The organism is Parafrankia irregularis, assembly GCF_001536285.1.
Lineage (GTDB): Bacteria > Actinomycetota > Actinomycetes > Frankiales > Frankiaceae > Parafrankia > Parafrankia irregularis.
In genome coordinates this window covers 198249-211774 of record NZ_FAOZ01000009.1, presented here as the reverse complement: position 1 = coordinate 211774, position 13526 = coordinate 198249, and the positions used below count along the sequence as shown (strand labels likewise).

Here is a 13526-nt window from a genome sequence, read left to right as displayed (position 1 = left end):
CCGGGCTGCGGCCACCGACTCGACGCGGACTTGTCACAGCTCCACACTGTGCTCCATGACCCGCCGCGCGGGCCCGTGGTTCAGCGGGCTGGCCGGTCGGCGAGGCCGTCCGCGGTGATGAAGCGGCATCGGGTGTTCCTGATCCGCCAGCCCTCGGGCGTGCGCACGAGCTCGTCGGTGTACACCGCGCTGCGGGAGACGCCGTCGGTGCGGTCGACGAACAGCAGGTTGCGCCGGGTGTGCGCGGTGTCGGCACCGTCCATCTCGATGACGGGCGGGCCGCCGAGGTGCAGCCCGCCCGGTGCCGCGCCCATCATCTTGCGCAGCCCCGCGTGGCCGTCGAAGGAACGCCCGTACACCTGGTAGCTGGCGTCCTCGGTGAACAGCGCGACCCAGCCGTCGACGTCGTCGAGGTCGAGGGTCAGGCAGTACCTGGCCAGCAGGTCGCCGATGGCCACCTGGTCCGCCGGAGAGGGAAGCATCAGGGCACCTCCAGGTTGATCACGTCTCGCCGGGCGATGCGCCACTGGCCGTCGACCCGGCGCAGCTCGTCGTGGTACCGCCCGGCGAGCCTGAGGACCGGGCCGTGCGCGCTGGTGCGCAGGAAGACGTAGTCCGAGACGCTGCGGGCGGTGTCTCCGTCCGGGCGGACGTCCAGGTTGAACGTCAGGTGTTTGCCGCGCTGGTCGGGCCGCCCCTGGGTGCCCTGGAAGAACGCGAGCAGCTCGGCGCGGCCGTGCGCCGTCCGGTCGCCGTAGGTGAAGACGCCGTCCGGGGTGAACAGGTCGACGAGGCCGGCGAAGTCGCCGTCGTCGCAGCGGTGGCAGTAGCGGGCCAGCACCGACTGGACCGCGAGCTCGTCGATACAGGCCGCCATGTTCTCCGCGATCTCGCTCATGTCAGTCCGGTCAGGCCATCTCGTAGCGGATGGGAACACGCTTCGGGCCGCCGACGAACAACGCCTCCATGTATTCCGGCGTCCCGGCGAGCTCGATCGAGCGCACCCGCGATCTCAGCTCGGCGTAGAGCGCCTGGCCCTCCAGCCGGGCCAGGTGGGTGCCCAGGCAGTAGTGCGCGCCGAAACCGAAGGCGACGTGGCGGTTCGGGGACCGGCCGACGTCGAAGGTGTTCGGGTTGTCGAAGACGTCCTCGTCGCGGTTGGCCGAGGGGTAGGAGAGCAGCACCGATTCGCCGGCGGCGATGGGCACACCACGAACCACCGTGTCCTCGGTGGTGGTGCGCATGAACTGCTTGACCGGCGAGACCCAGCGGATGGCCTCGTCGACCGCGGTCGGCACCAGGGACGGGTCCGCGGCCAGACGCTGCCACTGCTCGGGATTCTCCAGCATGGCGTGCAGCCCGCCGGCGAGCGCCGCGCTGGTGGTGTCGTGCCCCGCCGTCGCGATCAGGGTGTAGTAGCCGGCGGCTTCCAGCTCACCGATCTGCACATCACGGATCATCGCGTTCGCGATGACCGAGCCGAGGTCGTCGGTCGGCTTCTTGCGGCGTTCGGCGATCAGCGCCTGGAAGTAGTTGAAGAAATCGATCAGCGCGGCCATCTGGGCGTGCTTGTCGCCGTCACGGGCGAGTTCCTCGTCGTCGGCGCCGAAAAGCTCCTGGGTGAGCTTCAGCATCCGCGGGAAGTCCTCCTCGGGCAGCCCGAGCAGCGAGAGGATCACATAAAGCGGATAGTGCGAGGTGACGTCGACGAAGAAGTCGCATTCACCGCCCAGGTCGGCCATGTGGTCGACATACCGCTTCGCCAGCGCCGCGATGCGGTCGCGCAGCCGGCGAACACCGGCCGGTTTGAACCAGTCCGCGCTCACGTGGCGGTAGACAGTGTGGTCCGGGTCGTCCATCTGGACCAGGGAGCGGATCGGAATGTTCTCCCGGTCGGCGTCCTTCGACTTGGGGCCGAGCGCCGGGCGGGGGGCGTTCAGCCAGATGTCGGACGCCCGCGAGATGGACATGACGTCCTCGTGCTTGGTGATCGCGTAGAACGGGTGGAACTTCTCGTGCTCGACGAGGTGCACCGGCGACTCCCGCCGCAGCAGCGCGGCCGCCGCGTGGAACCGCGCGTCATCCGCGTACGCCCGTGGATCGGTGAAGACACTGGCCGCGGCCGCGATGTCCATGCTGGTCCCTTCGCAATCCTCTACCGGGCCAGCTGACCACGGCAGCACCCTTCGACTCCCGGCCCGCCCGCTCCCGGCTGCGCCTCATCTCGGACATTAACATCGATGTCGAGTTCAACAACAGGGGTGCGGGCGGGTGCGGCCAGCGGCAGTCAGGAGCGGGACGCCGCCCCGCCTCCGGAGGAGGGGGCCGTGCGCACCTCCCGGTACGGCACGTTGCGGTCCAGGGCCAGCTCCCGCGGCATCCCCAGCACCCGTTCGCTGATCACGTTGCGGGCGATCTCCGTGGTCCCGCCGCCGATCGAGCCGATCTGGCGCAGCAGATAGCTCGTCCCCAGCGCGCCGGCCTGCTCGTCGTCGCCGGCGGCCACCGCGCTCGCGCCGGCCAGCTCGAACCCGATCGTCGCCAGCCGGCCCATCGTGACGCCGTGCATGAGCCGGCCGACCGCGGCGATCTGGTCCGAGGACCTGCCCGTCGCGATGAGGGCGTGCAGGCGTCCGTCGAGCTCACGCATCGCCGTCCGGAGCATGTGCGCCTCCCCCACCAGCTCGCGCGCCGCCGGGTCGTGCAGGCGCCCGGCCTGCTCGGCGATCTGCAGCAGGCCGGTGCCCGGGTCGCCGAACGTCTCCACGTCACCGGCGGGCCGCAACGCGAACGGGGACGAGCTGAACGACCGCTCGTAGAACAGCCAGCGGGTCGCCACCGTCCAGCCGTCGTCGACGGCACCGATCCGGGCACTGTCAGGCACCCGGACGTCGGTCAGGAACTCCTGGCAGAACTCCTTGTTGCCGTCGAGCATCTCGATCCGGGAGACCTCGACGCCCTCCTGGTGGATCGGCAGCATGAACACGGTGAGCCCACGGTGCTTGGGCACATCCCAGTTCGTGCGCGCCAGGCACAGCCCCCAGTCGGACCACCAGGCGCCCGTCGTCCAGATCTTGGAGCCGTTGAGCACCCACTCGTCGCCCTCGCGCACGGCACTCGTCTTCGCCCCGGCGACGTCCGACCCCGCCCCGGGCTCGGACAGGAACTGCATCCACAGCTCCTCGCCGCGCAGGATCGCAGGCAGGTGCCGGCGCTTCTGCTCCTCGGTGCCGAACTCCGCGATCACCGCCGCGCACGGCGTCATGGTCGGCACCTGCAGCCGCGACGGATACCGGTAGCCGACGAGCTCGGCGTTGAACGCCTCGGCATGCGCGGGGGTGAGCCCCTGGCCGCCGTACTCCTTCGGGAAGCACAGCCCGGCGAACCCGCCGTCGAAGAGCAGCCGCTGCAGGCGACGGTCCTCGGCGACCTCGGCGAGCTCCTCCTCGTCGGGCCGCACAACGAGCCGCCGGCCGCCGCCCGCTTCGAGGCGCGGCATGTTCTCCCGCAGCCAGGTGCGTGCCCGCAGGCGGAAGTCCTCGACCGACTCGATCTCGTCGCTGCTCACGCCGCCGCCTCCCGCGCGCCGTCGCCGGCCTCACCCGTGCCTGACTCTCCCGCGCCTGCCTCGCCGGCGCCTGCCTCGCCGCCCCGTGCTTCGAGGATGCTGGCGATCCGCAGCCGATGTTCGCGCGGCGTGCCCAGCAGCGCGCTGCCGACGACGGTGCGCCGCAGGTAGAGGTGCAGGTCGTGCTCGAAGGTCACACCGATACCACCGTGCAGCTGGACGCAGTCCTGGCAGAGCTCGGGGCCGTAGTGCCCGATGTACGCCTTCGCCACGCTGGCCAGCTCCGCCGCGCGGCCGTCGTCGTCCTGCACGGCGACGGCCGCGGCGTCGGCGAGGGCGTGGCTGGCCTCCAGCCACATCTTCAGGTCGGCGAAGCGGTGCTTCAGCGCCTGGTAGGAGGCCAGTGGCCGGCCGAACGAGTAGCGGTCCGCCGCCCAGGCGACGGTCAGCTCGAACGCCCGGTCCATCGCCCCGACCATCTCGGCGGTCTGGATGACCAGCGCGATCGACAGCTGCCGCTCGACGGCCGCGGACGCCCCGCCCAGGTCACCGACGAGTGCCGCCGCGGGCAGCCGGACGTCGGAGAACTCCACCCGCGCGAACCGGCGGGTCAGGTCGAGCGTGCGCAGCGGTGTCACCGTCACGCCGGGCGCGTCGGCGGGCACGAGCAGCTGCGCCAGGCCGCCGTCGGCCCCGCGTGCCGTGACCAGGAAGTAGTCCGCCTGGGCTCCGTGCTCCACCGGCGCCTTCACCCCGGAGAGCACCAGGTCGGAGCCGGCGGCGAGGACCGTCGTGGTGACCTCGCCCAGCCCGTCGTGCGGCACCGGCTCGCCGAAGCACCAGGCCGCGACCGCCTCCCCCGCACAGATCCGCTCGAGCACATCGCCGCCCGCCTCGCCGCCGGCCGCCGACAACGCGCCCGACAGGGCCGCCGCGACGACGTTGGAGGTCAGCAGCGGGCCGGGGGCGGCGTGGCGGCCGAACTCGTAGGCGACCAGCGCGAGATCACGCAGCCCCGCGCCGCTGACGCTGCCTCCGCCGTGCTCCTCGGCGACGAGCAGCGACGTCCAGCCCAGCTCGGCGCCGGTCCGCCAGAAGTCCGGCTCGTAGCCGACGGGGCTGTCGCGCAGCTCGCGCAGCACCTCGGGGGGCACGCTGGCCCGCAGGTACTTCCGGGTCGTGCTTACCAGAAGCTCCTGGTCAGCACTGAGTCCCACTTCCATCCATGCCCTCCGGGTGGGTCATCTCGGCGACGGCGAGCCTGCCGGGACCGCGGCCGCGGGGTCGCCCCCTGGCGGCAGCGGCGAACATCGTCCAGAATCGTCGGATCTTGCCAGCCGCGCCACCGTCCGGCTAGGGTCTAAAAATCGATGTCGACGTCAACATGGACATCGTGAGCATAGACCACATCGCCGGCACAGGACACTTCGCCGGCACAGGGCGTCCACCGTCGGAGGAAACACCGAAATGACCGCAGTGATGAAAGGTGTTCGTGTCCTCGAGGTGGCGGAGCACACCTTCGTCCCCGCGGCGTCGGCGCTGCTGGCCGACTGGGGCGCCGAGGTCATCAAGATCGAGCACGTCGAGCGCGGCGACGCGATGCGCGGCCTGGCCTCGACCGGCACCAGCCCCGTCTCCGGCTCGGTCCACGTGCTGCTCGAGCACTCCAACCGGCACAAGAAGAGCCTCGCACTGGACCTGACCAGCGACGAGGGCCTCGACATCCTCTACCGCCTCGCCACGACGTGCGACATCTTCCTGACCAACAAGCTGCCCAGGGTGCGGGCGAAGCTGAAGATCGATGTGGAGCACATCCGCGCCCACAACCCGAACATCATCTACGCCCGCGGGACGGGCCAGGGCGAGCGCGGCGCGGACGCCGACCGCGGCTCGTACGACTTCCTCGCCTTCTGGGCCCGCGCCGGCATCGCAGCCGCCCTGATGAACGAGGGCGACGAGCAGATCCGCTTCCCACCGGCCCCCGGCTTCGGTGACTCGATCGGCGCGATGACCATCGCCGGCGGCCTCATGGGCGCCCTGTTCCACCGGGAGCGCACCGGGGAGGCGACGATCGTCGACGTCTCCCTGCTGGGGGCGGGCATGTGGTCGATGGGGCAGGGCATCGCACTCGCCGACCAGCTCCAGCGCCCCCTCGGGCAGCCGCCGACCGGCCGCTCCGGCAACCCGCTGGTCGGGACCTACCGGACCGGCGACGACCGGTTCCTGGTCTTCTCCTGCCTGCAGGCCGCCCGCTACTGGCCGGAGCTCTGCACGCTGGTGGGCCGCCCCGACCTGGTCACCGACCCCCGTTTCGTCGACCACGCGGCGATCAGCGCGAACACCGACGCGGCCTTCGACATCCTCGCCGAGGTGTTCGCCCAGCGGACGCTGGAGCAGTGGCGCGAGACGCTGCGCGACTTCAGCGGCCAGTGGGCGGTCTCCCAGACCACGCTGGAGATCACGACGGACCCGCAGGCGATGGACAACGGCTATCTGCAGGACGTCCAGACCTCGGCCGGCACGCCGTTCCGGCTGGTGGCGGCCCCGGTGCAGTACGACGAGCAGCCCGCGCCCGCCGGCCGCGCCCCCGACCTGAACGAGCACGGCGACGAGATCCTGCAGAGCCTCGGCCTCGACTGGGACGAGATCCTCAACCTGAAGATCAAGGGCGTCGTGGCGTAGCCACCGGCGTCATCTCGGGCGGCGACGACAACCGCGGAATCCCGAGCTTCGGGCTTCCGTCACCGTCACCGTCACCGTCACCGCTGCCGCCGCCGCGGCTGCCGCTGCCGCTGCTTTCGAGCAAGGGGCGCCAGGCCACTGCGCCGGCCTCCACGGATGCAGGGAGGAACAGGGCCGCCCCACCTGGCCGATCAGGCCCCGACCCGCGGTTCGCGTCGGTTTCTCGGGTCAGAGTTGAGGATCTGGTCGTCTGGTCCTCTGGTCGGTGGGGAGCGGGCAGCGGGATGGCACCAGCCGGGCTTTGGCGGGATGTGACCACTACCAGCTACTACCCGGCGGCTATGGGGAGTGGGAGGGGTTGGAGGCCGGGAAGATCAAGGGATTTTGGTCGTTGTGACGACCAAAATCCCTTGATCTTGTCTGATAGCAACCGCGGACGCGGTGGCGGCCGCGGACGCGGTGGCGGCCGCGGACGCGGTGGCGGTCGGGTGTCGCCGCGCCGGCGGGCGGGGGCCGGCGCGGCTGGCCCATCAAGCCCCGACCCGCGACTCACGTCAGTTTCGTGTCAAAATTGAGGAGCAGCAACCGAAATCCTCAATTCTTGCGGATCACCAAGCGACCCCATGCCCCATTTGCACCTATTGGCGAATTGCTGGCGCCGCGCGGGCAGCGCGGGATTCCTGACAGGTCGCCGCGCGGCCGATGAAACGGAGTGGCGCGGACCGCCAGGTCAATATCCGGGAGCCGGATCCGCCAGTTCTCGGAATTTCACCACGCGCTCTCCAGCGACCAGGATCCTCGACTCCTACCCGCCAGCAACAGCAACCCGAATCCCGATGCGGCGGCGGCGGTCACAGTATCGGCTCGAGGCGGCGGCCAAGGCCACCAGTGACTACCGCAGGCCGACGATGCGCAGGGCGAACTGGCTGTACTGCCAGACGACGGCGTCCTCCGTCAGCTCACCGTCCTCGCGATACCAGGCGGCGAGGCCCATCCCCAGGTCGAGGATCGCGAACGAGGCCAGCGACGCGGAGCCGACCGTGAAGTGCCCCGCCTGCGCCCCCGCCTCGATCAGCTCCCGGAAGCACCGCTCGTACTCGGCGCGCAGGCCCAGCACACGGTCGCGGTGCGGCTGGACGAGGCTGCGCAGCTCGCGGTTGCCGACGAACGCCTCCTGGCGGTGCCTGGCGTGGTAGCGCACGTGGGCCTCGGTCGCCCGCCGCAGCCGCTCCACCGGGTCGTCGGTGCTGGCCACCGCGGACCGGTGCGCCGCCAGCAACGCCTCCATGGTTCCCGTCATGATCTCCACCAGGACGTCCTGCTTGGAGGCCACGTGCTTGTAGAGGCTGGGCCCGCGCATGCCCACGGCGGCGCCGAGGTCGGCCATCGTGGTCGCCTCGTAGCCGAGGCGGGTGAACAGGTCGAGGGCGGCGGCGCGGATCTCCGCGGAACGCGGCGAACTGGCCCGGACCACATCTCCCCCGGCGGCTAACGATTAATAGCCGATCTCGACTGCTACTCAGCCGGATGATACGCGAGTTGCTTGCGGCCAGGATGGAAGGGTCCTCGAGAGGGCCTAACAGGCGTTAGCGCAACGGACGCCGCGATGACGCGTCGGGGGCGTCGCCGACGGCTGAGCGGGCCGGTGGGGGCGAGGCCGCGAAGTCCCGCGGCCGCCGGAGCCCGCCGGCCCGCCTCGCTCAGGGGCTGCCGGCCGCCGGCACGGAGCGGATCATCGCCTTGGTGCGCATGAGGAACTCCCCGAGGTAGCCGTCGTGGGGGATTCCCGGGCGCAGCCATGTCGTGGGATTGTCGCCGAGGTAGAGGTTCGTGATCGAGGGCTCGTTCAGCAGCGCTTCGATGAGCTTCTCCCGCGTCGTCATCGCGGTGAGGACGAGGGAGTCGCGCAGCGGGGCGATGCCGTCCCGCTCGTGCCAGGGCCCGACCCAGACGCACGGGAACGGCAGCTCGACGCCCAGCTGCGGAGCCGTGCTCGAGGCGACGAGGTGCACCGCCGGTCGCAGGACCGAGCCGCCGGACGGAAGCTCGTCCACGATCGTGTCGCCGCCGAGCAACGCCCGGGCGTCCCCGGCGACGGTGTGCAGGTAGCGGTCGATCCCGGCGGACACGTCGGTCGGCTGCACGGTCAGGGTCGCGTCGGGGTGCTCCGGTGGCAGGCTGGGGATCAGGCTCAGCCGGTCGGCGAGCGCCCGTGCGAGCGGCTCCGGGTCGCCCTCGACGAGGACTGCGGTGGCGCAGGTGCACGCGGTGCCGCCGAGATGGCTGACAGAACCGGCGATGATGTCGATCTTCTCACGCCAGTCGACGTCGGCGGTGACGAGGATCTTCGAGCGCCCCGGGCCCTGGGTGAGAACGCGCGGGTTCGCCTCGTACTTCGCGACGACGTCCTGCCCGCCGTAGACGATCGCCTGGTCGGCCTCCGCGATGATGACGTCCGCGACGGCGTGGTCGGTAGGCAGCAGGGTCAGCGTCGCCGGCGGGATCCCGGCGTCGCGCAGCGCGCTCACCAGCCGGAACGCGGTGAACGGCTCGCGGGTCGACGGCCGCAGCGCCACCTTGTAGCCGAGCGCGAGCGCCTCGGGCCACAGCCCGTGCACCGCCGGGGTGTTTCCGGCCGCGTGGACCGCGAAGACCTCCCCGCGGCGCGTCCAGACCGCCGCGCCCGCCGTGGTGGCCGGGTCACGCCAGTCGGCGACCACTCCCCGTGGCATCGCGAGCTCCACCGTGCGGCGCTGGGTCCGCAGGACGTCCGCGACCCAGGCGATGGACGCGCGGACCACACCGAGCGGTACGCCCGACGCCCGCGACACGAGGTGCGCGTAGTCGTCGGGATGGAGCCCCGCCACCGCGGCGCCCTCGAACAGGTCGGCGGCCTTGTCCAGCGCGGCGAACCGCTGGGCGGCCGGTGTGGTCGGGGCGGCGCGCATGGCGCTGATCGCCCGGCGCACGTACAACGCCGGTACCTGGCTGATCTCGCCGACGGGCTCGCCGGCCAGGGTGGTCAGGGGCCGGCGTTCCCGGGCGCGGAAGGGCTCCGGGCCGGTGGGGCCGAGCGCGTCGATGTACACCGGCTCGCCGGCGGGTACGGCTCCCATCAGTAGACCCCCTCGATGACGGTCTGGCTGCCGAAGGTCGACACGGGGGCCACATCGGACACGGCGCAGCCGAGCGTGCCCGGCAGCGGATCGACCCGCCGCGCCAGGTCGCGCTCGAGGTTGTTGGGGATGAGCGCGTACTTGGTGAGGTGGTTCATCACGACCTGGCCGCGTTCACCGACGGCGACCTCGGTACGGGTCTCGGGATCCACCACCTGGAAGGTGATATAGGGGCTCGGCGGGTCGAACACGGCCGGGGCGTCCAGCTCCGCCGCGCCGTCCGGGCCAACCGGACCAACCGGACCAACCGGGCCATCCGGGTGCTGCCAGGGGCGCTCACGCGACATTCCGAGGACGGTGGTGCTCCCGTACAGGCCCTTGAGCGGGATGCCGGGGAAGATCTCCCGGCGGAAGATGTCCCGCGAGTCGGCGTCCATGTGCGCACCGCTCCAGCAGATGAACCGGACGTCCTTACGGATCCGCTCGACCAGTTCCTCGCGGCGGGCGATCCGTTCGAGCAGCGGCGGGGTCGTGACGAGAATGCCGACGGACTGGGTCGTCATGATGTGCGCCGCCTGGTCGACGAGGTGCTCGGTGTAGCGCTCGACCTCGTCCATGGCTCCCCGGCCGATGAGCTGCTTGATCCAGCGGGGGTCGAGGTCGACGGTGAACTTCAGGCCGTTCTGGCGGCGGGCCCGCCGCTGCGCGAAGTCCCCGAACATGTGCGGCCCGCTCGGCGCGACCGCCAGCAGGTTCGCCGTTCCGAGGCCGGAGTAGTGGAACTCGTCCCAGCCCAGCGCGAACTCGGCCCAGCTCTCGAACATCACGAACCTCTTCGGAGCCCCGGTCGTCCCGCCGCTCTCGAAGACGCCGGCGACGGCCCGGTCCTCGCCGCGCAGGCCGCGCGGGATCAGGTCCTCCACCGCGGCCTCGCGGAACTCGTCGACGACGTTCGGGAAGAGGGACAGGTCCGCGTAGGTGCGGACATCGGCGATCGGGTCGAAGTCCAGCGACCGGGCCCGGCGCAGCCAGAAGGGGCTGCCGGTCTCCTCCCCGAAATGCCAGCGCATCAGGGCCCGGATGTATTCGTCGGGTTCGGCGGCCGCTAATTGTGTCGAGGTGAGGTCGAGAATGGCGGGAAACATTGATGGCCTCCGCTGCATGCGGTCGTGAACCTCGGCACGACCAATCCTCTCCGTGTTCGAAATCCCCGCCACCCCGGCACCGGCAATCCAATAGCCCGATCACATGAAGCCGTTCGCACACTGGGATCCTTGACAACGGCCGCAGACGCACCCCCCGTCGCCGGCCGCGACATCACCGCGATCCAGGCGAATCGCCGGGCCGCATTCACGGAAGGAATCGCCCGGCGAGAATACGAGGATTCCCCAGCGTAACAAGCCGCGACGATCTGCGCGCCTCCTGGCATGACAGCCGGGTCGGCAGGCATCGAGGGCGTTCGACCGTGCCATCCCAGGCGACTCGGCGCCGGGCCCGCCCGGCGGCAGAGACAAGGGCAGGGGGCACGCCCTGGCCACCCAGGCCCACGCGAGCCGGACGACCCCGGGCTGAGCTGGGCTGGGCTGGCCAGGCCGAGCGGGGCCACACCGCCTCCCGCTAACACTCAATAGCCTGATCCGCCTGGGCCGCAGTGGTTATCCCGCCTTGCAGTCCGCATGTCTTGCGACAGGAACAAGATCGCCGCTACGATCCAGCTAATAGCTGTTAGCCAACGCTTCCCGTCGACCATGAACGCGGTGGCGATGGCGACGGCCTGTCTGACGACCGGCGGTCGGCTGCCAGACAGGCCTGCCGGGATACCCACCGACCAGACCCTGGAGGTCCGATGGCTGTCGATCTCGCCCATCCGCCCCACGTCGCCGACCTGGCCCGGCGCACCGCCCAGTTCGTCCGCGAGGTGGTGCTCCCGGCCGAGGAGCGGAACCGTTCCGCGGTGCCGTCGGAGGCCCTGCGCCGCGAGCTGCAGGACGCCGCACGCGCCGCGGGCGTGTTCGCCCCGCACGTCAGCGCCGAGTACGGCGGCCACGGCCTGGACATGCGCGGCCGGGCCGCCGTGTTCGAGGAGGCCGGGTACTCGCTGCTCGGCCCGCTGGCGCTGAACATCGCCGCCCCCGACGAGGGCAACATGCACCTGCTGGAGGCGGTCGCCACCGAGGAGCAGAAGGAGCGCTACCTGCGCCCGCTGGCCACCGGCGAGATCCGCTCCTGCTTCGCGATGACCGAGCCCGCCCCCGGCGCCGGGTCGGACCCCCGGGCGCTGGCCACCCGCGCGGAGCGGATCGACGGCGGCTGGCGCATCCAGGGGCACAAGTGGTTCATCACCGGCGCCGACGGCGCCGGCTTCGCGATCTGCATGGCCCGTACCTCCGGCACGCCCGGGGACGCCGGCGGCGCGACCATGTTCCTCGTCGACGCCGACAACCCGGGCATGAAGATCGTGCGCCACATCGAGACGCTGGACGAGAGCCTGTTCGGCGGGCACGTCGAGATGCTCTTCGAGAACTGCGAGGTGCCCGACGAAGCCGTTCTCGGCGCGGTGGACCAGGGCTTCCAGTACGCCCAGGTCCGGCTCGGCCCGGCCCGGATGACGCACTGCATGCGCTGGCTCGGCATCGCCCGCCACGCCCAGGACCTCGCCGTGCGCCGCGCCGCCGAGCGCGAGCTGTTCGGCTCCCGGCTCGGCGACCTCGGCATGACCCAGCAGGCGATCGCCGACAGCGAGATCGACATCGCCGCGTCCCGCGGCCTCATCCTGCAGGCCTGCTGGGAGCTCGACCAGGGCCGCTCGGGCGGGCAGTCCACCGCGATCGCCAAGACCTTCTGCGCCGAGGCGGTGTGGCGGGTCGTCGACCGCTCCCTGCAGATCTGCGGGGCGCTCGGTGTCTCCGGCGACATCGCGCTGAGCCGGTTCCTGCGGGAGGTGCGGCCCTTCCGCATCTACGACGGCCCGTCGGAGACGCACCGCTGGGCGATCGCGCGGCGCACGCTGCGGCGGCACACGACCGCGCAGGCCGAGACAGCAGCGCAGGCCCAGACATCCGCGCAGGCCACGGCAGCCACCCAGGCCGACGCACCGGCTGGGGCACCGGCTGGGGCACCGGCCCAGTGAGCACCCCGATCGAAGGCCTGGACCTGCCTGCGCTCGAGCGGTTCTTCGCCGAGCGGGTACCCGGATTCACAGGCGAGCTCACCGCCACCCTGCTCGCGGGCGGCCGGTCGAACCTGACCTACCTGCTGACGGATGGGCAGGGCCGGTGGGTGCTGCGCCGTCCGCCGCTGGGCGGACTCACCCCGTCGGCGCACGACGTGCTGCGCGAGCACCGGGTGGTCGAGGCCCTTTCCGACAGCGAGGTGCCGGTGGCGCGGGCGATCGCCCACGACTCCGGCGCGGTGATCGGTGCTCCGTTCTCGCTGGTCGAGCACGTGGCCGGCCCGGTCATCCGCACCGAGGAGCAGTTGCACGCGCTGGCGCAGGACGACATCGACCGCTGCGCGCACGCGCTGGTGGACGTCCTGGCCCGACTGCACGCCCTCGCACCGGAGAAGGTCGGGCTCGGCGACTTCGGCCGCCCGCAGGGCTATGTGGGCCGCCAGATCCGGCGCTGGTACGACCAGTGGCAGCGGGTGCACACGCGGGACCTGCCCGACATCGACGCCCTGCACGCCGGGCTCGCCGAGGCCCAGCCGGCCGAAGGCGACGCGTCGATCGTGCACGGCGACTTCCGCATCGACAACGTGATCCTGGCACCGGAGGACCCCGGGACCATCCGGGCGGTCGTCGACTGGGAGATGTCCACGCTCGGCGACCCGCTCGCCGACCTGGGCGTGCACATCGTCTACTCGGATCCGGCCTTCGCCCACGTGCTGGCCGGGTCGGCGGCGTCGACGAGCCCGCGGCTGCCGGGCACCGAGGCGACGGCGCGCCGGTACGCCGAGACGACCGGCCGGGATCTGAGCGACTTCCCGTTCTATCTTGCGCTGGGCTACTTCAAGGTGGCTGTGATCGCCGAGGGTATCTACGCGCGGTTCCTGGCCGGGGTGACCCGGGGTGACGGCTTCGAGGGCGCCGGTGCGGCCACGGCCCCGCTGGCCGCCGCCGGGCTGCGTGCCCTGAGTGGCAATCTGGAGAGGCGATAGAG

At 71.4% G+C, this 13526-nt stretch carries 11 protein-coding genes; 3 read left to right on the top strand and 8 right to left on the bottom strand.

Features of this window, described 5'->3' with window-relative positions:
* Positions 1 to 80 precede the first annotated feature (80 nt).
* The 5 genes from AWX74_RS17190 to AWX74_RS17170 all read right to left on the bottom strand — a co-directional run bounded on the left by AWX74_RS17190 (position 81) and on the right by AWX74_RS17170 (position 4791).
* Positions 81 to 482 (bottom strand): nuclear transport factor 2 family protein, encoded by a 402-nt coding sequence (locus AWX74_RS17190; RefSeq protein WP_091277814.1) that lies wholly within the window; start codon positions 480 to 482, stop codon positions 81 to 83.
* Positions 482 to 898, bottom strand: coding sequence for a nuclear transport factor 2 family protein (locus tag AWX74_RS17185; RefSeq protein WP_091277812.1), 417 nt, complete (start codon positions 896 to 898; stop codon positions 482 to 484). Before AWX74_RS17185 ends, AWX74_RS17190 begins: the two co-directional genes overlap by 1 nt.
* Positions 899 to 908: 10 nt before the next feature.
* Positions 909 to 2135, bottom strand: coding sequence for a cytochrome P450 (locus AWX74_RS17180; protein ID WP_091277810.1), 1227 nt, complete (start codon positions 2133 to 2135; stop codon positions 909 to 911).
* A gap of 152 nt (positions 2136 to 2287) precedes the next feature.
* Positions 2288 to 3568: an acyl-CoA dehydrogenase family protein gene (locus AWX74_RS17175; RefSeq protein WP_091277808.1), complete on the bottom strand. Its 1281-nt coding sequence runs from the start codon at positions 3566 to 3568 to the stop codon at positions 2288 to 2290.
* Complete coding sequence (locus AWX74_RS17170) at positions 3565 to 4791, bottom strand: acyl-CoA dehydrogenase family protein (RefSeq protein ID WP_091277806.1); 1227 nt, start codon at positions 4789 to 4791, stop codon at positions 3565 to 3567. Before AWX74_RS17170 ends, AWX74_RS17175 begins: the two co-directional genes overlap by 4 nt.
* A 244-nt stretch (positions 4792 to 5035) precedes the next feature.
* Here AWX74_RS17170 and AWX74_RS17165 point away from each other — a divergent pair, with 244 nt between their 5' ends.
* The gene (locus AWX74_RS17165; RefSeq protein ID WP_091277804.1) at positions 5036 to 6250 is read left to right on the top strand and encodes a CaiB/BaiF CoA transferase family protein; all 1215 of its coding nucleotides are present in this window, start codon (positions 5036 to 5038) and stop codon (positions 6248 to 6250) included.
* 892 nt (positions 6251 to 7142) lie between these two features.
* Here the strand turns inward: AWX74_RS17165 and AWX74_RS17160 are convergent.
* From AWX74_RS17160 to AWX74_RS17150, 3 genes are all read right to left on the bottom strand, one after another.
* Positions 7143 to 7724, bottom strand: coding sequence for a TetR/AcrR family transcriptional regulator (locus AWX74_RS17160; RefSeq protein WP_006538301.1), 582 nt, complete (start codon positions 7722 to 7724; stop codon positions 7143 to 7145).
* Between the two features lie 226 nt (positions 7725 to 7950).
* Positions 7951 to 9366 (bottom strand): aldehyde dehydrogenase family protein, encoded by a 1416-nt coding sequence (locus AWX74_RS17155; RefSeq protein WP_091277801.1) that lies wholly within the window; start codon positions 9364 to 9366, stop codon positions 7951 to 7953.
* Positions 9366 to 10511, bottom strand: coding sequence for an acyl-CoA synthetase family protein (locus tag AWX74_RS17150; protein WP_091277799.1), 1146 nt, complete (start codon positions 10509 to 10511; stop codon positions 9366 to 9368). Before AWX74_RS17150 ends, AWX74_RS17155 begins: the two co-directional genes overlap by 1 nt.
* Positions 10512 to 11212: 701 nt before the next feature.
* On the opposite strand from AWX74_RS17150, the gene AWX74_RS17145 reads away from it, so the two are divergent.
* Together AWX74_RS17145 and AWX74_RS17140 are read left to right on the top strand one after the other, a co-directional pair.
* Positions 11213 to 12496: an acyl-CoA dehydrogenase family protein gene (locus AWX74_RS17145; protein WP_091277797.1), complete on the top strand. Its 1284-nt coding sequence runs from the start codon at positions 11213 to 11215 to the stop codon at positions 12494 to 12496.
* Entirely contained in the window at positions 12493 to 13524 is a 1032-nt protein-coding gene (locus AWX74_RS17140; protein WP_091277794.1) for a phosphotransferase family protein, read from the top strand. The genes AWX74_RS17145 and AWX74_RS17140 overlap by 4 nt, the downstream gene beginning before the upstream one ends.
* Positions 13525 to 13526: the final 2 nt, after the last annotated feature.

Bases quoted from the DNA above. Each gene is read 5' to 3' on its own strand.
- AWX74_RS17190 (WP_091277814.1), bottom strand. From the start codon at position 482: ATGCTTCCCTCTCCGGCGGACCAGGTGGCCATCGGCGACCTGCTGGCC.
- AWX74_RS17185 (WP_091277812.1), bottom strand. From the start codon at position 898: ATGAGCGAGATCGCGGAGAACATGGCGGCCTGTATCGACGAGCTCGCG.
- AWX74_RS17180 (WP_091277810.1), bottom strand. From the start codon at position 2,135: ATGGACATCGCGGCCGCGGCCAGTGTCTTCACCGATCCACGGGCGTAC.
- AWX74_RS17170 (WP_091277806.1), bottom strand. From the start codon at position 4,791: ATGGAAGTGGGACTCAGTGCTGACCAGGAGCTTCTGGTAAGCACGACC.
- AWX74_RS17165 (WP_091277804.1), top strand. From the start codon at position 5,036: ATGACCGCAGTGATGAAAGGTGTTCGTGTCCTCGAGGTGGCGGAGCAC.
- AWX74_RS17155 (WP_091277801.1), bottom strand. From the start codon at position 9,366: ATGGGAGCCGTACCCGCCGGCGAGCCGGTGTACATCGACGCGCTCGGC.
- AWX74_RS17150 (WP_091277799.1), bottom strand. From the start codon at position 10,511: ATGTTTCCCGCCATTCTCGACCTCACCTCGACACAATTAGCGGCCGCC.
- AWX74_RS17145 (WP_091277797.1), top strand. From the start codon at position 11,213: ATGGCTGTCGATCTCGCCCATCCGCCCCACGTCGCCGACCTGGCCCGG.